The following is a 22,479-nucleotide window of genomic DNA, read 5'->3' as shown; positions in this document are numbered from 1 at the left end:
GACGAGGACCCGGTTGATCTCGTCGTAGGCGGTCCCGACCGGGCCGGATCCGAACGCCGGGCTCACCGGTGGGTTCTTCGAACTCGCCGCGCGGCAGAATCCCCGGCCGACGGCCGTGGCGCTCCTCTCCGCGGATGCCGTGTTCTCGCGTACGCCCAGACGCAGGTGGTCGCTCAAGCCGTCGAGGTGACCGGCGGTTTCTACGACGGGAGCCTCTCGGCATACGCGCGAGAGAACCGCGGTATCGCCACCAGAAATTCTCTTCCGGAGATTTCGTCTTCCCCCATGCGGAAGCTCTCACTGTCACGTAAGGGGGCCAATCGCAGCCATCCGGACGGGGCGCCGCGTTTTCCGGCGCCCCGTCCCTGCGCAGGTAAGGATCGCCACTGCCCCACGGGGCCGCAATTTGGATGAACGGTTCCGGTGTGCACGATCCCGGCCGTCGAATCCGCCGGGACGGAGAATCGAAAAGTGGTTGAATTATCCCTCGCGCAACTTCATCCCTCGCTGGACGATCCCGTCCTGCTCTCGATGAATCTGCTGAACGACATCGCCTCGGACCACCCGCAGGCGGTCTCCTTCGCCGCCGGCCGGCCCTACGAGGAATTCTTCCGGGTCGAGCAGCTCTACGACTACCTGGGCACCTTCGTCACCCACCTCACCGAGGTGGTGGGGCTGACGGACGAGGAGGCCCGCAGAACGGTGTTCCAGTACGGGCGGACGAAGGGCGTCATCCACGACCTGGTCGCCCGCTACCTCGAGATCGACGAGGGCATCACCGTCGACCCTGAAGCAGTGGTGGTGACCGTCGGCAGCCAGGAGGCGATGTTCCTGACGCTGCAATCCCTGCGCGCCTCCCCGCAGGACGTCGTCCTCGCCGTCACGCCCACCTACTTCGGACTGACCGGCGCCGCGCGCCTGCTGGACATGCCCGTGCTGGGCGTCAGGGACGGAGACGGCGGCCTCGACCTCGCCGACCTCGCTCAGCAGGTGGCAGCGGCCCGCGCCCGCGGACAACGCCCGCGCGCCCTCTACCTCGTGCCCGACTTCGCCAACCCCACCGGAGTGAGCCTGGACCTGGCCACCCGAATCGCCCTGCTCGACCTGGCGGCCGATCTCGATCTGCTGATCATCGAGGACAACCCCTACGGCCTCTTCCAAGCCGCCCCCGCCACCCGGCCGCCGACCCTCAAGGCGCTCGACACACGGCACCAGGTCGTGCACGTCGGCTCCTTCGCCAAGACCGGCCTGCCCGGCGCCCGCGTCGGCTTCGTCGTGGCCGACCAGCCCGTCATCAGGGACGGCCGCCCGGCGGGTACCCTCGCGGACCAGTTGTCGCTGATCAAGAGCAACGTCACTCTCAACACCTCACCCGTCGCCCAGGCCGTCATCGGTGGCAAGCTTCTGCGCCACGGGTGCAGCATGGTCGCCGCGAACAAGCGCGAGATCGAGGTGTACCGCGCCAACCTGCGGCACATGCTGACCGGCCTCACCGCGCGCTTCGCCGCTACCGGACCGGTGACGTGGAACACCCCGGCCGGCGGGTTCTTCGTCGTCCTGACGGTGCCGTTCGACGTGGACGACCGTTCGCTGCGCAGATCGGCGCGCGACCACGGGGTCATCTGGACCCCCATGCACCATTTCCACACCGGCATGGCCTCCTCACATCAGATCCGGCTGTCCTTCAGTCTGCTCGACGACGCGTCGATCGACGAGGGACTCGACCGGCTGACCGCCTTCGTGACTGCCGAGGCCCAGGCTCCTGGTCATTCCGTCTGATCGCCCGCCTTTCTCCCGCCCCCGGTCCGACCGGAAAGCCGCCAGGGCAAGCAGCCGCCGCACGGGTCATTCGGTGACCATTCGACCGAAAAGAAAGCCAATGATCAGACACATTGTGCTGTTCAAGTTCAAGCCAGGCTTCGGCTGGCAGGATTCCGCGGCCCTCGCGGCCGAGCGGTCCTCGCTGCTCGTCGGCGAGCGGGTGCCCGGCCTCCTGCACTGGCAGGTGGGCCGCAACACCGCCGACCGTCCGATCGCCTACGACTTCGCCGCGATCGGCCTGCTGCCCGACCAGGGCGCTCTGCGCAGCTACCAGGACCACCCCTTCCACCAGGAATCCGCGGCGCTGTGGCAGGCCATCAGCACCTGGATCGTCGCCGACATCGAGGAGTGACGCATGACGATCGAGCTGGGCTGGATCGACGTCCGGCCCGCACCGGCCGGGCCCCCGGCCATCGGAACGCTCGGCCCCGAGGGCACCAGCAGCGAGCAGGCCGCCCGGCTGCTGCGGACCCGCCTGCCCGACGGGCCGCCGGTCGTGCTCAGGACGACCTACGAACAGGCCATGGAGGACCTGAAGGCCGGCACCGTCAGTCATGTGGTCGTCGCCAACGCCTATCGGGACATCCATCACTTCTACATGGCCGACGACATCGCGCTGGCCGGCGTCTTCGTCATGGACACCCCGCTGTACGGCATCGCCCGGCGCGCCGACGGCGGTCCGCTGTCCGACCGCCCGAGCGTGGTGACGCACCCCTCGCCGCGACCACTGGTCGGCCAACTGCTGCCCGCCGCATACCAGTTGCCCGACGTAGCCACTGCGGGCTCCACCAGCCAGGCGGCCCAGGCCGTGGCCGAGCACCGCTACGACCTCGCGCTCACCACCGAACCGGCCGCCACACGGCACGGACTGCGCTTCATCTCCCGGCTGCGCCCGATCCGCATGGTCTGGTCGGTCTTCGTCCGCACCTGAGCCCGTACCCCACCACCCGCACAGCCACACCGCGGCTCCCGGTGCCGACATGCCCGTCTCGCCGCGAGGTCCTCGGTGCCCGTGAGGCCCACCCAACTGGCAACCGCGATCACTGACAGTCCTGCGGTGGCGAGTGCCAGGCAGACCATCATGATTGGCGTCGCTACGAGGCGGAACATTCGGGCTCGAAAGGCACCGAGAACAGCGCAGGGCCCCCGTCACATGCCGTTGTGCCCGTTCCAAGACGACACGTTCCATGACGACCTGGGAGCACTCACCATGAGCCGTTTCAGTCGTTGCCCACTTCAAGCAGCCAGCCGTCGCTCTGCTCGGAGCACATGTAGCCGGCCGTGTGACCGTTGTTCGTCAGCGCCGCCCCCTTGTCCATGCACGCCTGCTCGGTCGGGAGGCCGCGGTATTCGTCCGCCGCCTGCGCCGTCGCCGCGGTGGCGCCGGTGATCGCCGCGAGCGAGGCCACGACAACTGCTGCCTTCATAAACCTGTTACGCATATGTCCCCAAGTAACGTACGGCCCAGACGCGTCCACGCCGAGCCATGAATTGCCACGGTCAGGGCGCCCGGTTCACGCGGGGCGGAGAAGGAATTCACTTTCCGCCCCCTGACGCCCGACCAGAAACGTATCAGCGCCCCGGCGCCGAATACGCGTTCGTCATACTTCTATTACAGGGCTGGATGTTTTGGTTTCCGCCCCGGCACACCCCACACACCCCCGACACACGCCCCGTCGGTCTCCCACCACAACGGCTCCACCGTGGGTCCTATCCCCAGGTGAGCGGATCCAGATGGAGATAGAACCGCTCCCGGTCACGGTCGAGTGCGACCCCGTACCGGTCGGCGAACGCCTCGTCCGCCGCGCGCGCCTGCCGCTCGTCGGCCCAGGTCTCCCGGGAGTTGGCGAGGAGCAGCGCGATATCCGCGTACGGATCGGCCCGGCCGAGGCGGCCGAGATCGATGAAGCCCGTCACCTCCAGCGTCTCCGGGTCGAGAACGATGTTGGGCAGACACAGATCCCCGTGGCAGACGACGCTCAGGGCGGCCTCCTGGGCGAGGCGCCGGCCGAGCTGGGGTTCGAGCCGCGCCAACAGCTCGTCGGCGGGCGTTCCCCGCTGCTCCTCGGGGAGGAAGTCCGGATTGACGGCGCCGCGCGCGACGACCTCGCGCGCGGCGGCGAACATCCGCGTGAGGTCACGGCTGAACGGACACTCCCGTACGGGAAGATCGTGCAACCGGCGCACGGCGTCGGCGATCGCTCCCCACCCCTCCCGGAGCCTGACGGCGGGCAACCGGTCGGCGGGAACCCCCACCACGGCGCTGGTCACCAGACAGGCCCCCGCGTCACCGGCACGCCAGTCGAGCACACGCGCCCCGGGAACGCCCCGCGCCGCGAGCCACCCGACCCGGTCGCGCTCCTCCGCCAGCGCCCCCACCTGCCCGGCGGGAACACACTTCGCATACCGCGAGCCGTCCCCGGCCCGGAACACACCGGCCCCGGACTCACCGCCCGCCACGGGCTCCCAGCGGCCGGCGTCGGGGCCGTCCTTCAGCAACTCCCGGAACACATCGGTCACATCGCTCACGGCGGCACCCTAACCGGCGGCGGTCCCGTCCGGGCTGTACGGTCCGTCCGGGCCCCCGGCATCAGGGCAGGTGGAACCGCCACACCGGCACGGCGGCCAGCGCAGCGCGGAACCGGGAACCAGGTCCGGCCCCTCCGAGGCCAGGTCACTCTCCGGGGTGAGCCCACCCTTCGGCACGACGAGTGTGCCGTCCACCCCGAACGTGGCGATCATCAGCGACAGCAGCCGCCGCCCGTCGCTACTCGCCATCGCGACACCGCCTCAGCCGGACAGGGAAGGGCGTTCGAATGACGTGGCTTGTCATAGCCAACCTCTCGACAACATGTAACTGGACATGTTCATAGTGTGACCAGTGATGTCGCCCTGGAAGAGGTTCAGCGACCAACCTGCATTTTGGTCACACCGGCCTCCACCCACCTGGCTCGGCCTGCACAGACGCCACGGGTGGCACCCATTCCCAGAACTCTGGTCAAGGGGTTTCCATATGACGGAGCGGTACGGCGACTACAGCGGCGCGAGCAATCCGAGGGAGGTGTTCGGTGAAGCGCTGCGGGACGCGCGCGAAACGCGGGTGGCCGGGAAGCTGACACAGTCGGACCTCGCACGAAAGGCCCGCACATCGAAATCGACCATCAGCCGGATCGAACGCGGGGTGCCGCCGATCGCCGGCAACCTGCCCGCACTGCTCGATCAGATCTTCGAGACGGACGGCCTGTTCAAACGGCTCTACGAAGAGGTGGTCTCGCAGTCCTATCCGGCGCTGTTCCGCCGCAGAATGATCCTGGAAAGGGAAGCCACGATCATCCGCGAGTGGTCGCCGACCCTCATTCCCGGGCTCTTCGAGACCGGTGAGTACGCCCGCACCCTGTTCCGGTCCAGCAACCGACGGGCATCCGACGCCGAGATCACGGGGCTGGTCCGGGCCCGTCTCGCCCGGCAGGAGATTTTCCGGAGCGAGGCTCCACCGAACGTATCGCTGGTTCTGTGCGAATCCGCGCTCAAGCGCGACATCGGCAGCGCCGACATGATGCGCGAGCAACTCGCCGTACTTCTGAACCACGGTGCCCACCCGACCACGCGTGTGCAGGTACTCCCCTTGAATGCGGAACCACACCCGCTGATGGACGGGCCGATCACTCTGCTGACCGCGCCAAATCATTCAACCGTGGTCTCCGTTGAGGCTTTTCGCACATCGAGCATCATCGAGGATCCCGAGCATGTTCGAACGGCCATGCGCGCCTACGATGATCTGACGAGCGAAGCTCTTTCAGCGCGGGAGAGCGCCGCCCTCATCAGAGAGAAGATGGAGGCACTGTGAACCTCAACCCGGCCCCCACCGCGTGGGTGAAGTCCACCTACACCAGCGGCGAGGGCGGCAACTGCGTCGAGTGGTCACCCGCCTACGCCCACGCCCACGGTGTCGTCCCCGTCCGTGACAGCAAGGCCCCGCACGGTCCCACCCTCGTCTTCTCACCCGCCAGTTGGGCCGCGCTCGTCGCGTACGCCCGTACCTCCGGCGCGTAAGGGCCGCTGCGGGGCTGCGGGGACGGGCCGTATCAGCCCGCCCCCGCGGGCGGGCAATCGCCATTACCGATCCTGATCCTGATCGGACTCGGCAGGGTGTCGTACCTGGAGGTCGACCTTGGCCGGGAGGCCGCCGTCGTTCTCGCACTCCAGCTTCTTCGCGACGGCGAGGGTGGCCGCGTGCAGGATGGACATATTGATGTCACGTAGGGTGCGTGTGTCTTTCTCAAGCAGACTTCGTTGCTGATCGAGTCTCCCAACGATCGGGGCCGGTTCTTTGACAGAACCATCGATGTGCGGACTCGCACATTCGAAGTAGAGGGAAGCGTCACGCGGACCGGCCACGGAATATATTCCCATAGCGTAAACATCCCTGTCGTACCAGGTTCTGTCTCCATCCGTATACTCGGGGTCATAGATATTGAAGTTTATTTTCGCTCCAATATCACCTCTCTCAACCCCTGAGATCCCACAGAAAAGGGATGGCGCCGATTTCCCATCCTCACCATATTTACGCTTGAGATCCTTGGTGACTCGATCCAGCCCGCCCGATGCATACGAGCGGTACTTTCCCGAAGGAGTCAGTGATTCGATGGCCTTGGCACTGTCTCCGGAGAAAGCGCCATCACACACCTCGGCCACAGTAAAAGGCCCGTCGCCATCCTTCCTGTCCGCACACGAAGAAACACTCAGGACAAGGACCAGCGAAATCCCAACAGGCGCCACCATCTTCCAGTCTCTCACGACCGCCCCTTCTTCATCATTCGGTTTGCGGCGTATAACCTTGCCGCTGCTCTTTGGAGGCACCTGAATTGTAGCCAAACTGCACAGATTCCCAGAGATCCTGGCCAAAATCGCTGCTCGACCCGATACCGTGGTAGCTGATAAATCTCTCCATGGGGGCGTTGGCGCTCAGTTCGCCCGCCTGATACACCGCCCTTCTCTCTGTTTGCGTCAGTTCGTCGATCTGTGATTTCTTTTCGTCAATCGAATCTCCCGAGTGACCGCCGATGACCTGTGAGGCGATTTGCTGCACCGCCCCGGTGGCCGTGTCCGTGGCAAGCGGGACCAGGATGGCAGCCGCGCCGACGGCGGCCACCGGAGGGAGGAAAGCGACAGCCCCCACAGCCGCCCCGCCAATGGCCGCGGTCGTTCCGAACGAGATCCACGCGGATCCCTTTTCCTGCGCGTCCTTGTACTCCTTGTGCTTCTCCAGCCCCTCGGCCTTGACCTGCCCGGCCCGCGCCTCGTCAAGCTGCCCCTGAACCGCGGCACCGGTCGAAACCGCCTCACGGGCAAATCCCTCGTCGATGGCTCCGTTCGCCCCCACCTGAGCCTCCAACACGCTGGTGGTGTGCACCTGCTGGGCCGTGGTGATCGCCGCGTACGCATCGGGATGCTGCCCCAGAGCACTCAGAAACCCGAATGCCGTTTGCTGATCGATACTGGCATGCTTGTGCCGATCCTCACTCGGAGCGAACACACCATCACCCCTGTTACTGATGGCGTTGTCGATGTCACCGATATATCCGGCGCCGATGCGTCCGAGACTATCCGACAAGGCTTCCTGGTGTTTCAGCAGCTCAGGATCCTCACCGTACTTCTGGACCACCAACTCTGTGACCTCGGCGGTCGTTTCATCCCGAACCCCGTTTGCGCTCGGTTCGTCCCACGGATAGCCGAGCGTCGCGGATTCCAGCGCGTGCCCCAATGCATCCGGCAGGAAACGGGACGCTTCCTTGACGTGACCTGGGTCCGTGGCCTCGGTGTCCGGGAAGGAGGTGTACTCCTTGCTCCCGAAGAGGTTGAGATATCTTTCAATGGGGTCGCCGTCCTTCGTCTCGCCCAGATCAGCCTCCCCCTCCCCGACCGACCCGTCCTCGTTGTACGCCGTCGGATCCGCGGTGAAGAACTCCTTCGACGCCTCCGGGCTGTGCCCCAGCGCCTCCAGCATCGACACCATCGGGTCGTACCCGGAGCCGTTCACCCCCGACGGGTTGTACTGGTTCTCGAACAGGCCGCCCATCGGCTTCGAGCTCGCGAAGAAATCCGGCTTCTTCTGGTGCAACTGGGCCACATGCTCGGCGATCGGGTTGAGGAACTTGGGGTCGTAGTTCCCGTAGCGCATGATGCCGCCCAGCAACTGGTAACCGTACGGCGGAGTGCTGCCGTACGGGGAGAGCGGGATCTGCTGGGTGCCGAGTTTGCGGAGCTCCGGGCCCCATTCGGTGGTGAACGCCTTGTCCTGGGAGGCTGACGCCAGCGTGAGGCCCAGGTTCTGCTGGAGTTCCTGTACGTCCTTCAGGCGTTGCTTGTCGAGCTTTCCGTAGTCGCCGTACGTGTCGGTCGAGAGCTGGCCGAAGAATTCGAGGGATTTCTCGGGGCCGAGCTTCTCGTAGAAGCGAGTGGCGAACTCGGACGACGTGCCGTACTGCCGCAGGATCTCATTCTGCTCCTGCAACTGGGCGTGCGTGAGTGCGGTGCCCTTGCCCGCCAGCGCGGCCGCGCGGGCCGCGGCCTCGTGTTCCAGGCTGCTGTACTTCGGAGCGCCGAAGTTGTGGTCCTCGGAGACATTCGCTTCGAGAGCCCTCCGCAGCGAGTCGTCCGCGACCTCGCACCGCTCGACGATGTCGTCGATCCGGGCCTGCCATTCGGCGAGGGCTGTCTTCTCCTTGCTCATCAGCTCCGCGAAGTTGGAGTCGGTGCGGGCGCTGACGTCCTGTTGCACCGGGCGGCGCGCCGTCACCTTGCCTCTGGCGTCGACATGGACGTTCGCCTTGGGGCCCTCGTCGTCCCTGATGCTCGTCAGCTCGTCCTGGGCCTTCTTGAAGACCCTGTACGCGTCGTCGAGGACGGCCTTGACGCCCTTGGCCTCCTTGGCCGCGTCGCCGAACTCCTTCGCGGTCTTACTGATGAACGCCTTGGTGACCCCCGCGTTGACGCCCGCCCAGTCGGCCTTGTCAGCCTTCTTCCTCATGCCGTCGCGGGCATCCTCCGCCAGTCTGTCCAGCTTCGCGATCATGTCCGACCAGTCGTCGACCGCGGTCTTGAGCTTGCCAAGAGGCATGTCGATGATGTTCTCGTATGTCAGCTCGGGCATGGGCGCTCACTTCATGTACTGGTTGAGCTTGGAGACGGACATGAGGTCCCCGGCGATCTGGACATCGTCGTTCGCGTGCGCGGCCCGCGTGTAGTTGAGGTGGTTCGAGACCTGGGCGCAGGCGTCGAGCAGGGTGCGCAACTGCGTGTTCCAGCGGTCGTGGACCTTCAGGAGCGCCGAGCCGCTCACGAAGCTCTCGTTGGTGAGGGCGATCGCCGCATCGAACGTCGCCGGGCGGGCGTGGTCACCGTCCCGGGTCAGCCGGGTGCGCAGTTCGTAGGCGTCGTGGCCGATCGCGCCCAGGTCGTCGCGGTTCACGCTGAGATCGCTGTCGGCAGCGCCGCCACTGCCCGGTGATGCCACGGTGTTGAGCCGCGTGTGCGCCCGCTCCGCCGCCTGTCCGTGAAGCTCCGCCCACTCCTCGTCGAACGTCATGGTCCCTCCCCTGGCCGTCGCGTGTGAAGACAAACGGGAAGACACACGGTATTCGATCAGGTTCTCGGAGTGACAGGCGCCCATGACGCCGAAGCGCCCTCCGCGGCGGGCGGAGGGCGCGAGGTGCCGCCGTACGGCTCGGAGGGCCCGGGGCCGTCAGTGGGCCTGCGCGGCCGGCTCCAGTACGAAGAGCGGGATCACGCGCTCCGTCTTCTTCTGGTACTCGGCGTAGTCCGGGAACGCCTCGACCGCGCGGGCCCACCACTGAGCCTTCTCCTCGCCCGTCACCTCGCGGGCCACCATGTCCTGGCGGACCGGGCCGTCCTGGAGCTCGACGCGGGGGTCGGCGAGGACGTTGTAGTACCAGACCGGGTGCTTGGGGGCGCCGCCCAGGGAGGCGACCACGGCGTAGGCGCCGTCGTGCTCCACGCGCATCAGCGGGGACTTGCGGATCTTGCCGCTCTTCGCGCCCAGCGTGGTCAGGACGATGACGGGCAGGTCGCGGCGCTTCTCGTCGTCCGGCCCGACCAGGGATTCCAGCGTGGTGCCTTTCGTGCCGCCGGAGCTCTCGTACAGCTCCACCTGGTCACGGATGACCTGCTGAACGCTCGGCTCGTACTCGCCTTTGAGGGGCATGCTGTCCATCTCCATGCTGTCGAGTGCTGTCGGAAGAGGCTTGGAAGAGTCTCGGAAGAGTCCTCGTACCTGAAACGCGCGGGGCGGAGGCAATCATTCCTGCCCCGCACGCCCGAACACCCGAACGACGGCCACTACTCGCCATCCCGGGCCGTAAGCAGGACAATGTGCGCTTACCCATGCTCTCGGAGGGGGACGCACATGCGGGAAAGCCACCGGGCCGAGGCCGAGAGGCTGTTGGTGCGCGCCGTGGAGGAAGAGGTACGGCGCTCCGGCGGGCGGACCGACGGGAACGCGCTGCTGGCGCGCGGGCGCGGGGCCCTGGACGCGATGGCCGCCGGGGCGGCCGAGGAGTACGCCGCGTACACGCAGGCCCTGGACGCGGCGCGGGCGCAGGAGACGCCGCTGTCCCAGCGGTTCAGCCGGCAGAACATCGGCACGCCCGTCCTGGTCACGGCCGTGGCCGCCGTGGCAGCCGTCGGCGCCGACATGGCGCTGGGGACGGCCTCGGGGACCGCCCTCGGCGCGGGCGCCGTCGTCGCCGTGGCCGGGGCGGCGACCACCGTCGCCAAGGTGACCGCCTCGCACTGGCCGGCCGCGCACCGCAGAGCCGGTGCGGCCGGGCAGCCGGGCGGGGCGGAGCAGTTGCGGCTCCAGTGGCTGACTGCGCTGGAGGTACGGGGTATCCGGCCCTTCCTCGACCAGCAGCGGGTGCTGACGTCGGCGACGCGCCGCGGCGCCAAGAAGCCGTCCGTCGTACCGCAGTTGCGGGGCGGGGACCGCAGCGCCGCGGCCCGGCGCCGTACCGTACTGGAGCAGTCGTTCGGCCATCTCCCCGAGCCTGCGGGGCCGTTCGCGGGGCGCCGTGCCGAACTGGCCAGGATCGCCCAGTGGGTGCATGCCGCGCGGGCCTCCACGGAGACCAAGCCGACGGTCGTCGTGCTGTACGGCGCCCCCGGGGCCGGCCGCACGGAGCTGGCCGTACGCGCCGCGCACCAGCTCAGGGACCAGTTCCGGGGCGCCTGTCTGGTCGATCTGCGCGGCGGCAACACCCTGGAGTCGCCGCTGTCGACGCGGGACGCGCTGCTGCACCTGCTGAACCGGCTGGGCGCGCCGCGTGAGCAGTTGCTGTTCCGCGAGGGGGCCACCCCCGAGCAACAGGTGCGCAGGCTGAGCGAGTTGTACCACCAGCATCTGACGGGGCTGCCGGTGACGGTGGTCCTGGACGACGCCTCCGACCCCGAGCAGGTGCGCACGCTCGTACCGGAGCGCTCCGACAGCCTGGTGCTGGTGACGGCGCGGCGCCCCGTGGAGCTGCCCGCCGATGTGCCCGCCTGGGTGCACCAGTTGCCCGTCGAGGCGCTGGACGGGGCGGGCACCGAGGAGCTGCTGCGCGCCGCCGCCGGAGCGGGGCAGGAGGCGACGACGGGAGCACCGTACGACGTCCAGGCCGCCGACCGGGTACGGGAGTTGTGCGGCGGGCTGCCGCTCGCGCTGCGCATCGCCGGCTCCTCGCTCGGCGGCGGGCGCACCGCGCAGAAACTGGCCGCCGATCTCGACGCGTACGGCCCGGTGGAGCCCGTCGAGCGCGCCCTGTGGCTGCGCTACACCGACCAGAACGACCAGGCCCGCCGGCTGCTGCGCCGGCTCGCGCTGGCGGGGCGCGCCTCGCTGGGCGCGGGCGCCGCGGCGGCGCTGCTCGCGACGGACGAGCAGGAGGCCGGGCGGGTGCTGACGGCGCTGGAGCGGGCCGGTCTGGTCGAGCACGTACGGGGCAGCCGCTACCGGCTGCACGACGTCGTACGGTCCTTCGTGCACGCGCGGCTGCGCGAGGAGGAGCCCGCGGAGGAGCGTACGGCCGCGCAGGAGCGGCTGATCCGTAACTACGGCGAGCTGGCCGACTCGGTGATCCGGCTGGTCGACGGCAAGACGTCCACGCGCGCGGACCTCTTCAGGAGCGCGGCGGGCGCGCACGGCTTCTCGTCGCTGGACGCGGCGCTGCGCTGGCTGGACGACGAGTCGAGCTTCATCACGGCCACGCTGCGGCACGCGGAGGGGGTGGACCAGCAGGCGGTGCTCAATCTGCTGGGCGCGCTCTGCGACTACTGCCTGCTGCGCGGCGACCTCTACCGGCTGGGCGAGATCAACGAGTTGACGCAGGCGGTGGACCAGGGGCTGCTGGTGCGCTCGGTCCAGTGGCGTACGGGCATCGCCGCCCGGCAGCTCGGCGAGCTGGACAAGGCGCGTACGACGCTGACCTCCGTGGTGGGCCTCTACCAGGAGGCGCAGCACGAGGCGGGTGCGGCCCGCGCGCTCTGTTCGCTGGGCATCACCCTGCACCACCAGGGCAATCTGACGGAGGCGTCGGCGCGGCTGCGCGAGGCGCTGGCGCTCCAGGGGACCCCGGCGCTGGCGGGTGACCGCGGCTGGACGCTGCACGCGCTGGCGGCGGTGGAGCGGGACCGCGGGGGCCTGGAGGAGGCGTTCGGGATGCTCTCCGCCTCGCTGGAGCTGCACCGCGAGAGCGAGTCGGTGCACGGCGAGGCGTGGGCGCACTTCCAGCTCGGCCAGTTGTTCCTGCGGATGGGTGATGTGGCGCGCGCGGAGGGCGAGTTGCGCGCGGGCCTTGAGCTGTACGGCCGGACGCGGGACGGCCGCGGCGAGGCGTGGGCGATCACCCAGTTGGCACGGGCGCAGCTGGTGGAGGGCGAACAGGCGCAGGCGGCCGAGCAGTTGCGGGAGGCGCTGGCCAGGCACCGGGACAACGAGGACGCGCGCGGCGAGGCGTGGACCCTGTACTACCTGGGCCAGGCGCTGGAGGAGGGCGGCGACCGCGACCAGGCGGTACGGGAGCTGGAGCGGGCGCGCACGATGTTCTCGCGGATGCGTGACGTGTACGGGCTGGCCTGCGCCCGGCACCACTCGGGCCGGGTCACCCGCGACCAGCGCGCCGCGCAGACCGGCAACCTCCGCAACTCGGGGTTCGCCCGGCAACTCCTGGTCGACGCCCGCGCCGACTTCCGGCGGATCGGGGTGGCGCACGGCGAGGCGTGGACGTGTCTGGAGCTGGCCGTCGTCGACGCGGGCAACAGCCGCGCCGCCCAGGCGCTGGCGCTGTGCGACGAGGCGACGGCGCTCTTCACCTCGTACGGCGACCACCGCGGCGCGGACTGGTCGCGCTTCCTGCGCTGCACGCTGCTGCCGTACGGCTCGGCGGGCGGTACGGAGGTGGGCTCGGCGGTGGCCGAACAGGAGCTGGCGGAGCTGGCCGCGGCGGACCATCCGGCGCGGGACGGGAAGCTGGCGGACTCACTGGCCGCGTTCGCGGTGATGCTCGGCCGGGGCGTACGGCTGGAGGACGGCTGGCAGGCGTGGGACCTCGGCATGGTGCCGAACCGGCACGCGCGCGAGGTGATGGGCGTGCCGGTGGAGGTCACGCCCGCCTGAGGCGCGCGTACGTACGTAACCCGCGCGCGGAGCGCGAGGACCGGCCGCTCCCTCCCAGGGGGCGGCCGTCCTTCAACTGCTGCCGCTACCGCTCGTCACTCTCCGTGGGCGGCGGGTGAGGCGGGCGGCTGCTGCCCGGCCGGCGCCTTCGGCTGCCGCTCCGGGGCCTCCTCGAAGTTGACCTTGCCCATGTGGCGGGTCATCGACTTCATCAGCAGCCACACGCCGCCCGCCATCACCGCGAACACGATGAACCCGAGCACACCGGGTGTCACCTTGTTCTCGTCCAGCTCCTTGGCGAGAGGAACGAGCTGCGTCATTGCCTGGGTCGCATACATATCAGGCATTGTCGCGGATGCCCGCGAAGAGGTCGCTCTCGGGGAGGGACGTATCGACGAGCGACTTCGCCAGCTCGTACTCCTCGGTGGGCCAGACCTCGCGCTGGAGCTCCATCGGGATACGGAACCAGCCGCCGTCCGGGTCGATCTGCGTGGCGTGCGCGACCAGCGCCTTGTCGCGGATCTCGAAGAAGTCCGCGCAGGGGATGAACGTGGTCAGCGTCCGCTCCACCCGCTCCATCTCCTTCCACCGCTCCAGCCACTCGCCGTACGGGGACTCCAGGCCGCGGGTGAGCAGCGCCTCGTGCAGCGCGACCGTACGCGGCCGGTTGAAGCCCTGGTTGTAGTAGAGCTTCGCGGGCTGCCAGACCGGCCCGAAGTCCTCCTCGGGGAACTTCTCCTTGTCCGCCGCACCATCGAACGCGATCATGGAAATGGTGTGCGTCATGATGTGGTCGGGGTGCGGGTAGCCGCCGTTCTCGTCGTACGTGGTGATGACCTGCGGCCGGAACGCGCGGATCGACCGGACGAGCCGGCCCGCCGACTCCTGCGGGTCCACCAGCGCGAAGCAGCCCTCGGGCAGCGGCGGCAGCGGGTCGCCCTCGGGCAGCCCGGAGTCGACGAACCCGAGCCATTCCTGCTGGACGCCGAGGATCTCGCGGGCCTCGTCCATCTCCTTCTTGCGTACCTCGTGGATGTTCGCCTCGATATAGGCGTCACCCTGGAGCTTGGGGTTGAGGATGGAGCCGCGCTCGCCTCCCGTGCAGGTCACGACCAGCACGTCCACCCCCTCGGACACGTACTTGGCCATGGTGGCCGCGCCCTTGCTCGACTCGTCGTCGGGGTGGGCGTGGACGGCCATCAGCCGTAGCTGCTCAGTCAAGACTCGATCCTCAGTGATGTGGCGCTTGGGTCGGCTTCTATAGTGACGGATATCGGGGGACGGAAATTCCGGCTGTCCCCGCCCGAGAGGAACGATCATGGCTGCGGTGCGCGAAGAGCTTCCCGCAGGGCGGTACGGCCGCTCCGGGGACGGGGACGCGCGCGCGGACCGGCGGCTGCGCCGCCTGGGCGTGGTGCTCGGCGGGGTGCTGGTGGTCCTGCTCGGCTGGTACGGCTACCACTACGTGATCGACCGGAGTGTCTCCGGCGAGCTCATCAAGTTCAAGCGGATTTCCGCGACCGAGGTCGAGGCGCACCTGGAGGTCCGCAAGGACCGGGACGCGAGCGGAAGCTGCACCCTGCGCTCGCTGGCGGAGAGCGCCGCCGAGGTGGGCCGCAAGGACGTGCGCTTCGGGCCGGGCGAGACCCGGATCGACCAGGTGGTCACGATCCGTACGACGGAGAGCGCGACCAGTACCGAACTGGTGGGCTGCACGTCCGACTGAGCGGACGGACCGGGACGGCGGGGTGGGCGGACCGGGACCGACAGGGCGGACGGACCGGGACCACTGGGGGACCCGCCGCGCCTCCCGTTCGAGGACCCGCCGTACGCCGCATGCGGGACCCAACGATCGTCCCGTGGAGGACGCGCCGATCGTCCCGTGCGGGACCCGCCGTACATCGCGGTGGATCTCGGTGCTGACCTGCGCCGATCTGCTTCTGACGGCAATTGTCCTCCCCCTCGCGCCACGAAATTGTTAGGCTCGTGGTTTCGCCCACCCGAGACGGCACATGCTTCTGGGTAGGGCGTTGCTTTGTATCCCCAGCACCTACGAGGAGCACCAGTGACCCAGACCAGCGAAAACGTCACCTGGCTCACCCAGGAGGCGTACAACCAGCTCAAGGCCGAGCTGGAGTACCTGTCTGGTCCCGCGCGCACGGAGATCTCCACGAAGATCGCTGCTGCCCGCGAGGAGGGCGACCTGCGGGAGAACGGCGGGTACCACGCGGCCAAGGAGGAGCAGGGCAAGCAGGAGCTGCGGGTCCGCCAGCTCACCCAGCTCCTGGAGAACGCGAAGGTCGGCGAGGCGCCCGCGGCCAGTGGTGTGGTGGCCCCCGGCATGGTCGTGACGATCGCCTTCGACGGCGACCCGGACGACACCCTGGACTTCCTGCTCGCCTCGCGCGAGTACGCCAGCTCCGACATCGAGACGTACTCGCCGCAGTCCCCGCTGGGCAGCGGCGTGAACGGCAAGAAGATCGGCGAGAGCGCGGAGTACGAGCTTCCGAACGGCAAGAAGGCCAAGGTGAAGATCCTTGAGGCCACGCCGTACCAGGGCTGAGCCCGCGCCCGCTCCCCCGCTTGTCTGAAGGGCTTGATCGAAAGGGCCGGCGCGCCCGGCATCCCGCCGGGCGGACCGGCCCTTCCCGCCTCTCCCGGAGACCGGCTCTTCCCCGGAGACAGGCTCTTCCCGCCGCTCGGGGTGTGGTGCTCAGCCGAGGATCGTGTACCCGGCCTCGCTCAGCGCCGCCGCGACCTCCGTGCAGTGCGCGGGCCCCTTCGTCTCCAGGTGCACCTCCACGTCCGCCTCCGTCAGCCCGAGCCGCGGATCCGTCCGTACATGGCTCACGTCCAGGACGTTGGCGTCGGCCACCGACAGCACGCCGAGCATCGTGGCGAGCGCCCCTGGGCGGTCCGTGACCCGCAGCCGCAGGCTCAGATAGCGCCCCGCGGCGGCCATGCCGTGGCGCAGGATGCGCTGCATCAGCACCGGGTCCACATTTCCGCCCGACAGCACGGCGACGACCGGGCCGCGGAACGCCTCCGGGTCGCTGAGCAGCGCGGCCACCGGGCTCGCGCCCGCCGGTTCGACGACGAGCTTCGCCCGCTCCAGGCAGAGCAGCAGGGCGCTGGACAGCTCGTCCTCGGAGACCGTGCGCACCTCGTCCACCAGCTCCTCGACGATCCGGAAGGGGATGTCGCCCGGCCGGCCCACCTTGATCCCGTCGGCCATCGTGAGGGGTGCGTCCACGGTCACCGGCCGTCCCGCGCGCAGGGAGGGCGGGTACGCGGCTGCCCCGGCCGCCTGCACACCGATCAGCCGGACGTCGGGGCGCAGCGCCTTCACCGCGACGGCGATGCCCGCCGCGAGACCGCCGCCGCCGATCCCGACGACGATGGTCCGCACGTCGGGGCACTGCTCCAGGATCTCCAGGCCGACCGTGCCCTGGCCCGCGATGATGTCCTGGTGGTCGAAGGGGTGGATGAAGACCGCGCCGGTGTCCCGCGCGTACTCCTGGGCGGCGGCCAGCGTCTCGTCGACGACCTGGCCGTGGAGCCGTACCTCCGCGCCGTAGTCGCGGGTGGCCGCCACCTTGGGCAGGGGCGCGCCGACCGGCATGAAGACCGTCGAGCGGACGCCGAGCAGGGTGGAGGCGAGGGCGACACCCTGGGCGTGGTTCCCGGCGCTGGCCGCGACGACGCCCGCCGCGCGCTCCTCCGGGGAGAGCCCGGCGATCCGTACGTACGCGCCGCGCAGCTTGAAGGAGCCGGTGCGCTGGAGGTTCTCGCACTTGAACAGGACCGGGGCGCCGACCAGCCCGGTGAGGTATCTGCTGCCTTCCATCGCGGTCGTCCGTGCGACGCCGGAGAGCATCTTCTGGGCCCCTTTGATGTCGTCGAGCATCAGGGAGTGGTGGGAGGGGCGGGACGTACCGAAGCTCATACGGCAAGTCTCGCAGTTCGCGCGGGACGGTGCCGCGTGCGCCGGGGGCCGACCGCCCGCGTGTGCTGAGGGCCACCGCCCGCGTGCGCCGAGGGGCCACCACCCGCGCACGCCCCGCGCACATCGCCTCCACCGGGTTTCCACAGGGCCGGTACGGTGCGGAGCCCGGCCGCGTACTCTTTCCCCACCACCACCCGACCCCCGTACGAAAGAGCCTCCAGCCATGCCCCCCATTCAGGACATGACTTCCGCTGCGTCGGCTTCCCGGGAGCGGACTGCCGAGCCATCGGACGACGCCGCACTCCTCGATGCCCTCCAGCACCAGGTGGCCGTCTTCGCCCGGCGGGCCGAACAGACCCGGCTCGGCGGTGTCGGCCAGGTCCGCAACTCGATGGACCGCGCCGCGTATCTGCTGCTCAACCGGCTCGACCAGGAAGGGCCGATGGGCGTCAAGGCGCTGGCCGCCGGGATGGGCATCGACTCCTCGACCGTCACCCGGCAGGTCGCGCCCCTGGTCGACACCGGCCTGGTCAAGCGCACCTCGCACCCGGAGGACGGCCGGGCGGTCGTGCTCCAGCTCTCGGCGCGCGGGCTGGCCAAGCTCGACGAGGTGCGCTCCTCGCGGCGCGCGCTGATGGCCCAGGTCACGGCGGACTGGACGGAGGACGAGCGGAACTCCTTCACCACGCTGCTCACCCGCCTCAACGGCTCGTTCGCGTCGCGGGCGGCGCGGCTGCCGTCCGGCGAGCAGCCGGGCACGGACGCGGAACCGGCCGCGAACCCGGAGGGCGAGCCGACGGAGTCATCGAGAACGACGGATTCGTCGAAGTCGCCGGAGCCGTCGGAGCCGTCGGAGCCGTCGGAACCCGGGGCGGGCGGGACCACCGGCTCCTGATGTCCTCTTGACCCGGGATGCCCTCTTGACCCGGGCGGTCCGGCTGGCCTGATATGAGGTCGTGCGAGAGCGGCGGGCGACCACGGATCGCCGCCGTGCCCGGGAGTTCGAGGTCTTCGCTGCGGGCGCGGCCGGCCGACTGCTGCACACCGCCGCCCTGCTGACGGCCGAGCCGCCCGACGCGACCCCCCGGGCGCAGCGCCTGCTGGTCGCCGCGCTGGCCCGTACGTACGCGGAGTGGGACCACCTGCACGACGAGGACCCGTACGACCACGCCCGCCGGGAACTGGCCCTGCGCTTCGCCGACGAGGCGTGGCGCGTCCGGTGGGCGGGCGTGCGGGCCGCCTCCGGGAGCGCCCCCGAAGGCGGGCTGCTGCACGGGCTCGGCGCGCGGGAGCGGCTGGTCCTCGTGCTCCGGCTGTACGAGGGCCTCACCGAGGAGCAGACCGCGTCCCTGCTCGGCCTCCCCGAGGACCGGGCCCGCGCGCTGTGCGCCCGAGCGATGTCCACCCTGCGGCGGACGGCAGCACGCGGCCCGTCCGCCGCCGGCCTCCCGTCCCGCGAGGCCGGCCCGTGAGCGGGACGAACCGCAAGGAGGCGGAGATACGGCGGCTGCTGGACCTGCCGCGGCCCGCCGTACCCGCCGATCTCGTTCCCAGGGCGGCCCGGCGCGGCGAACGCGTGCTGCGCAGGCGCCGGGTCGCGCGCCGGGTGCTCTGGACGGTGCTGGTGGCGGCGGTGATCGTCTTCACCGTGTGGGCGTGGGACGTACACCCGTGGGTACCGCCGCCCGCGACGACGACACCCCCGCTGGAAGGCTGGTGAAAGCCTGCCGGGGAGTGAGCGGAGCTATCCGAGGGCCTGCTGAAGATCGGCCAGCAGGTCGTCGCCCGACTCGATCCCCACGGAGAGCCGGACCAGGTCGGCGGGGACCTCCAGCGGCGAGCCCGCCGCCGAGGCGTGCGTCATCCGGCCCGGGTGCTCGATCAGCGACTCGACGCCGCCCAGGGACTCGCCCAGCGTGAAGAGCTTCGCGCGGTCGCAGACGCCGACCGCCGCCTCCTCGCCGTCCGTGACCCGGAACGAGATCATCCCGCCGAACGCCTTCATCTGCTTGGCGGCGATCTCGTGACCGGGGTGCTCGGTCAGGCCCGGGTAGAGGACCTGGGAGACGCGCGGGTGGCGGGTGAGCATCTCGGCGACGCGCGTGGCGTTCTCGCTGTGCCGGTCCATTCGGACGGCGAGCGTCTTGATGCCGCGCAGCACCAGCCAGGCGTCGAACGGCCCGGCGACGGCGCCCATGGCGTTCTGGTGGTACGCCAGTTCCTCGCCCAGCGCCTCGTCGTCGACGATCAGCGCGCCCCCGACGACGTCCGAGTGGCCGCCCATGTACTTGGTCGTCGAGTGGACGACGACGTCCGCGCCGAGCGCGAGGGGTTGCTGGAGGTACGGGCTGGCGAAGGTGTTGTCGACGACGAGCTTCGCCCCGGCCGCGCGCGCGATGCCCGCGAGGGCCGCGATGTCGGTGATGTTGAGGAGCGGGTTGGAGGGGGTCTCGACCCAGATCGCCTTGGTACGGGGGGTGAGCGCGGCCTGGACGGCCGCCGCGTCCGAGGTGTCCGCGACCGAGAAGTCCACGCCCCAGCGGGAGACGACCTTGGCGAAGAGCCGGAAGGTGCCGCCGTAGGCGTCGTCGGGGATGACGACATGGTCGCCGGGGGCCAGCAGCGTACGGAGCAGGCAGTCCTCGGCGGCGAGCCCGGACGCGAAGGCGAGCCCGCGCCGGCCGCCCTCCAGGGCCGCGAGGTTCTCCTCCAGGGCGGTACGGGTGGGGTTGGCGCTGCGGCTGTACTCGTAACCGCCGCGCAGGCCGCCCACCCCGTCCTGCTTGTACGTGGACACCTGGTAGATCGGCGGTACGACCGCCCCGGTGAGGGGGTCGGCGGTGTTCCCCGCGTGGATGGCGAGGGTCTCGAAACGATGCTGGTCGCTGGAGTGCTCGTGGCTCATGGGCCCGAGGGTAGCGCCGCGGGACCGGAGCCCGCGGCCACCCGCGGCAGGTCGCCCGGCGGCTGGCCGGGCGAGTGGCCCGGCGGGTGATCCGGACGGTGATCCGGACGGGGATCCGGCGGGTGATTCACCGCTCGCCCGGCGGGTGATTCCGTACCGGACGGCGTCCGGGACAATGGACGCATGGAGATTCTCTGGGTCCTGCTCGCGATGGGCCTGCTGGCCGCGGTCATCGCCCCGTACCTCAGGCGCCGCGGCGGCGGTATCCGCCAGGTCGCGCCCGGATCGCCGGACGCCGCCGACCCGGCCGCGTACGGTTTCGCACGGCAGGAGGAGCTGGACATCCGGATGCCCGGCCCCGACCAGGACCTCCTCGACGTGCTCGACGTCGTCCAGGGGACCCAGGACTGGCGCGCGGCCGCGCAGCTTCTCGCCGGGACGGACAAGGCGGGCGAGGTGCGCTGGCAGCGGGTGCAGGCGTTCGCGGGGGCGGCCTCGCTGGAGCTTCAGCAGCGGCCCGGGGTCGGTGGCGCCTGGCTGCGGGCGTGGCGGTCGGATTCGCCGAAGGACGCGGGCGGGGCGGCGGTGCACGCGGAGTTCCTGGTGCAGCAGGCGTGGCGGTCGTCGGCCGCGGGGACGGACGACTTCCGGATCATCCTGGAGGAGGCGCGCACGGTCTGCGGCCAGGCGGCGCTGCTGGCGCCGGGCGACCCGGTGCCGTACATCGTGGAGCTGGCCGTGGCGCGCGGGCTCGGTTACTCGCGTGAGGAGTTCGACCAGCTCTGGGCGAAGGTGATCGACCGCGCTCCGGCGCACATGGGGGCGCATCTGGCGGCGCTGCACTACGCGTGCGAGAAGTGGCACGGCTCGCGCGCCGAGGCCGACGAGTTCGCGACGGCCGCGGCGGCCCGCGCCCCGCAGGGCTCACTGCTGGCGGCGCTGCCGCTCTTCGCGGTGTACGAGCACCTTCCCGAGGTCAACCTGGTGCGCGGCTTCTACGAGAGCGCGGTGGTGACGAAGGCGGTGGAGGGCGCACTCTTCGCGGTCCACGCGGCCCGCCCGGACGACCCGATGCTCTCGCACGTACGGCACCTCCTGATCCTCTTCCTCGTACGGTCCGAGCGCTGGGCGGAGGCGATGAACCAGCTCGTCCAGGTGGACGGCCACGTCGGCGCCCTCCCGTGGACACACGACGCGGACCCGGCGGCGCAGTACACGGTGTACCGGGCGCTGGCGGTGGCGGGCTACGAGGCGAACGGCGGCAGCCCGGCGACCCTCCCGCGCTGACGCTCCCCGGGGTGCGGGGCGGAATGCCCCAGGTGACTCACACGTTGTTACGAACAGTCCCCACAGCCGAGGAGAGCCGACCATGTTCCTGTCCCGCCGCACCCCCGAGCTGCCCACGCCCGAGCAGGCCCTGCGCGGCCGTCCGGAGCCCGCGTTCGCGGTGCCCGGACGCCACACGGTCCTCGGCAACCCCCTGGAGGGCCCGTACCCCGACGGCCTGGAGGTCGCCGACTTCGGCCTGGGCTGCTTCTGGGGCGCCGAGCGCACGTTCTGGCAGACGGACGGCGTCTGGACGACCCTGGTCGGCTACCAGGGCGGCTTCACCCCGAACCCGACGTACGACGAGGTCTGCTCGGGCCGGACGGGCCACACGGAAGCGGTCCGCGTCGTCTTCGACCCGAAGACCGTCTCGTACGCGGAGCTGCTGAAGGTCTTCTGGGAGTCCCACAACCCGACCCAGGGCTTCCGCCAGGGCAACGACGTGGGCACGCAGTACCGCTCGGCGATCTACACCCACTCCCCCGCCCAGGCGGCGACGGCGGAAGCCTCCCGCACCGCGTACCAGCAGGTCCTGACGAGCAACGGCCACTCCACGATCACCACGGAACTCCTCCCGTCCGAAGGCCGCCCCTTCTACCCGGCGGAGGCGGACCACCAGCAGTACCTGGACAAGAACCCGGCGGGCTACTGCGGCCTGGGCGGGACGGGCGTCTCGTGCCCGATCGGGGTGGCGTCGGCCGGCGAGTGAACCTGATTGCGGGGCCCGCACCGTAGCGTCGGAACCCGCGTGCCCGACCCGTGTACATGCCCCGCTCATTACGTGTGCGATCCGGGATACGGCTGAGCACT

At 70.0% G+C, this 22,479-nt stretch carries 24 protein-coding genes; 13 read left to right on the top strand and 11 right to left on the bottom strand.

From position 1 onward, the window contains the following. Positions 1-471 precede the first annotated feature (471 nt). The 3 genes from ACIO3P_RS17805 (at position 472) to ACIO3P_RS17795 (ending at position 2,752) form a co-directional block, all read left to right on the top strand. Positions 472-1,779, top strand: coding sequence for a PLP-dependent aminotransferase family protein (locus tag ACIO3P_RS17805; RefSeq protein ID WP_329828971.1), 1,308 nt, complete (start codon positions 472-474; stop codon positions 1,777-1,779). Between the two features lie 100 nt (positions 1,780-1,879). Then, a complete protein-coding gene (locus ACIO3P_RS17800; protein WP_401851596.1) occupies positions 1,880-2,173 on the top strand; it encodes a Dabb family protein in 294 nt (97 codons plus the stop codon). A gap of 3 nt (positions 2,174-2,176) precedes the next feature. Continuing rightward, on the top strand, positions 2,177-2,752 hold the full coding sequence (locus tag ACIO3P_RS17795) for a hypothetical protein (RefSeq protein ID WP_401851599.1): 576 nt from the start codon (positions 2,177-2,179) through the stop codon (positions 2,750-2,752). Between the two features lie 289 nt (positions 2,753-3,041). Here the strand turns inward: ACIO3P_RS17795 and ACIO3P_RS17790 are convergent, their stop codons facing one another. The 3 genes from ACIO3P_RS17790 to ACIO3P_RS17780 all read right to left on the bottom strand — a co-directional run bounded on the left by ACIO3P_RS17790 (position 3,042) and on the right by ACIO3P_RS17780 (position 4,599). Further along, positions 3,042-3,248 carry a hypothetical protein gene (locus ACIO3P_RS17790; protein ID WP_329828968.1) on the bottom strand — a complete coding sequence of 69 codons (207 nt, stop codon included), beginning with the start codon at positions 3,246-3,248 and terminating at the stop codon, positions 3,042-3,044. A 283-nt stretch (positions 3,249-3,531) separates the two neighbouring features. Continuing rightward, positions 3,532-4,350 carry an APH(3'') family aminoglycoside O-phosphotransferase gene (locus ACIO3P_RS17785; RefSeq protein WP_401851603.1) on the bottom strand — a complete coding sequence of 273 codons (819 nt, stop codon included), beginning with the start codon at positions 4,348-4,350 and terminating at the stop codon, positions 3,532-3,534. A gap of 9 nt (positions 4,351-4,359) precedes the next feature. Next, a complete protein-coding gene (locus ACIO3P_RS17780) occupies positions 4,360-4,599 on the bottom strand; it encodes a hypothetical protein (RefSeq protein WP_401851606.1) in 240 nt (79 codons plus the stop codon). 235 nt (positions 4,600-4,834) lie between these two features. On the opposite strand from ACIO3P_RS17780, the gene ACIO3P_RS17775 reads away from it, so the two are divergent. Both ACIO3P_RS17775 and ACIO3P_RS17770 read left to right on the top strand, forming a co-directional pair. Further along, complete coding sequence (locus tag ACIO3P_RS17775; protein WP_401851608.1) at positions 4,835-5,668, top strand: helix-turn-helix domain-containing protein; 834 nt, start codon at positions 4,835-4,837, stop codon at positions 5,666-5,668. After that, the gene (locus ACIO3P_RS17770; RefSeq protein ID WP_401851611.1) at positions 5,665-5,874 is read left to right on the top strand and encodes a DUF397 domain-containing protein; all 210 of its coding nucleotides are present in this window, start codon (positions 5,665-5,667) and stop codon (positions 5,872-5,874) included. The genes ACIO3P_RS17775 and ACIO3P_RS17770 overlap by 4 nt, the downstream gene beginning before the upstream one ends. A gap of 63 nt (positions 5,875-5,937) precedes the next feature. Here the strand turns inward: ACIO3P_RS17770 and ACIO3P_RS17765 are convergent, their stop codons facing one another. The 4 genes from ACIO3P_RS17765 to ACIO3P_RS17750 all read right to left on the bottom strand — a co-directional run bounded on the left by ACIO3P_RS17765 (position 5,938) and on the right by ACIO3P_RS17750 (position 10,045). Continuing rightward, positions 5,938-6,618, bottom strand: a complete 681-nt coding sequence (locus ACIO3P_RS17765) for a hypothetical protein (protein ID WP_329828963.1) — start codon at positions 6,616-6,618, stop codon at positions 5,938-5,940. Between the two features lie 16 nt (positions 6,619-6,634). Then, the gene (locus ACIO3P_RS17760) at positions 6,635-8,974 is read right to left on the bottom strand and encodes a hypothetical protein (protein WP_401851613.1); all 2,340 of its coding nucleotides are present in this window, start codon (positions 8,972-8,974) and stop codon (positions 6,635-6,637) included. 6 nt (positions 8,975-8,980) lie between these two features. Next, positions 8,981-9,409: a hypothetical protein gene (locus ACIO3P_RS17755; RefSeq protein WP_329828961.1), complete on the bottom strand. Its 429-nt coding sequence runs from the start codon at positions 9,407-9,409 to the stop codon at positions 8,981-8,983. A gap of 156 nt (positions 9,410-9,565) precedes the next feature. Continuing rightward, a complete protein-coding gene (locus ACIO3P_RS17750) occupies positions 9,566-10,045 on the bottom strand; it encodes a nitroreductase family deazaflavin-dependent oxidoreductase (RefSeq protein WP_329829667.1) in 480 nt (159 codons plus the stop codon). Between the two features lie 201 nt (positions 10,046-10,246). Here ACIO3P_RS17750 and ACIO3P_RS17745 point away from each other — a divergent pair, with 201 nt between their 5' ends. Next, positions 10,247-13,492, top strand: a complete 3,246-nt coding sequence (locus tag ACIO3P_RS17745; protein WP_401851615.1) for a tetratricopeptide repeat protein — start codon at positions 10,247-10,249, stop codon at positions 13,490-13,492. A 95-nt stretch (positions 13,493-13,587) separates the two neighbouring features. Here ACIO3P_RS17745 and ACIO3P_RS17740 read toward each other — a convergent pair whose 3' ends face one another. Next, positions 13,588-13,830 carry a hypothetical protein gene (locus ACIO3P_RS17740; RefSeq protein WP_329828959.1) on the bottom strand — a complete coding sequence of 81 codons (243 nt, stop codon included), beginning with the start codon at positions 13,828-13,830 and terminating at the stop codon, positions 13,588-13,590. Position 13,831: 1 nt separating this feature from the next. Further along, entirely contained in the window at positions 13,832-14,713 is an 882-nt protein-coding gene (gene mca / locus ACIO3P_RS17735; RefSeq protein WP_329828958.1) for a mycothiol conjugate amidase Mca, read from the bottom strand. A gap of 97 nt (positions 14,714-14,810) precedes the next feature. Between mca and ACIO3P_RS17730 the strand changes: the two genes are divergently transcribed. Further along, positions 14,811-15,218 (top strand): DUF4307 domain-containing protein, encoded by a 408-nt coding sequence (locus ACIO3P_RS17730; protein ID WP_329828957.1) that lies wholly within the window; start codon positions 14,811-14,813, stop codon positions 15,216-15,218. 339 nt (positions 15,219-15,557) lie between these two features. After that, the gene (greA, locus tag ACIO3P_RS17725) at positions 15,558-16,055 is read left to right on the top strand and encodes a transcription elongation factor GreA (RefSeq protein WP_329828956.1); all 498 of its coding nucleotides are present in this window, start codon (positions 15,558-15,560) and stop codon (positions 16,053-16,055) included. Positions 16,056-16,205: 150 nt separating this feature from the next. Here greA and ilvA read toward each other — a convergent pair whose 3' ends face one another. Further along, positions 16,206-17,438, bottom strand: coding sequence for a threonine ammonia-lyase (gene ilvA / locus ACIO3P_RS17720; RefSeq protein ID WP_401851618.1), 1,233 nt, complete (start codon positions 17,436-17,438; stop codon positions 16,206-16,208). A gap of 241 nt (positions 17,439-17,679) precedes the next feature. Here ilvA and ACIO3P_RS17715 point away from each other — a divergent pair, with 241 nt between their 5' ends. The 3 genes from ACIO3P_RS17715 to ACIO3P_RS17705 all read left to right on the top strand — a co-directional run bounded on the left by ACIO3P_RS17715 (position 17,680) and on the right by ACIO3P_RS17705 (position 19,158). Then, a complete protein-coding gene (locus ACIO3P_RS17715) occupies positions 17,680-18,333 on the top strand; it encodes a MarR family winged helix-turn-helix transcriptional regulator (RefSeq protein WP_401851621.1) in 654 nt (217 codons plus the stop codon). A 61-nt stretch (positions 18,334-18,394) separates the two neighbouring features. Beyond that, positions 18,395-18,910 carry a sigma factor-like helix-turn-helix DNA-binding protein gene (locus ACIO3P_RS17710; RefSeq protein ID WP_329828954.1) on the top strand — a complete coding sequence of 172 codons (516 nt, stop codon included), beginning with the start codon at positions 18,395-18,397 and terminating at the stop codon, positions 18,908-18,910. Further along, complete coding sequence (locus ACIO3P_RS17705) at positions 18,907-19,158, top strand: hypothetical protein (RefSeq protein WP_329828953.1); 252 nt, start codon at positions 18,907-18,909, stop codon at positions 19,156-19,158. Before ACIO3P_RS17710 ends, ACIO3P_RS17705 begins: the two co-directional genes overlap by 4 nt. Before the next feature lie 24 nt (positions 19,159-19,182). Here ACIO3P_RS17705 and ACIO3P_RS17700 read toward each other — a convergent pair whose 3' ends face one another. Further along, the gene (locus tag ACIO3P_RS17700) at positions 19,183-20,343 is read right to left on the bottom strand and encodes a cystathionine gamma-synthase (protein WP_401851623.1); all 1,161 of its coding nucleotides are present in this window, start codon (positions 20,341-20,343) and stop codon (positions 19,183-19,185) included. A gap of 183 nt (positions 20,344-20,526) precedes the next feature. Between ACIO3P_RS17700 and ACIO3P_RS17695 the strand changes: the two genes are divergently transcribed. Together ACIO3P_RS17695 and msrA are read left to right on the top strand one after the other, a co-directional pair. After that, positions 20,527-21,630: a hypothetical protein gene (locus ACIO3P_RS17695; RefSeq protein ID WP_401851626.1), complete on the top strand. Its 1,104-nt coding sequence runs from the start codon at positions 20,527-20,529 to the stop codon at positions 21,628-21,630. A gap of 82 nt (positions 21,631-21,712) precedes the next feature. Beyond that, entirely contained in the window at positions 21,713-22,378 is a 666-nt protein-coding gene (msrA, locus tag ACIO3P_RS17690; RefSeq protein WP_401851628.1) for a peptide-methionine (S)-S-oxide reductase MsrA, read from the top strand. Positions 22,379-22,479: the final 101 nt, after the last annotated feature.

This window comes from Streptomyces sp. NPDC087310 (assembly GCF_044744405.1).
GTDB lineage: Bacteria > Actinomycetota > Actinomycetes > Streptomycetales > Streptomycetaceae > Streptomyces.
This window is presented reverse-complemented; position numbering and strand designations above follow the sequence as displayed.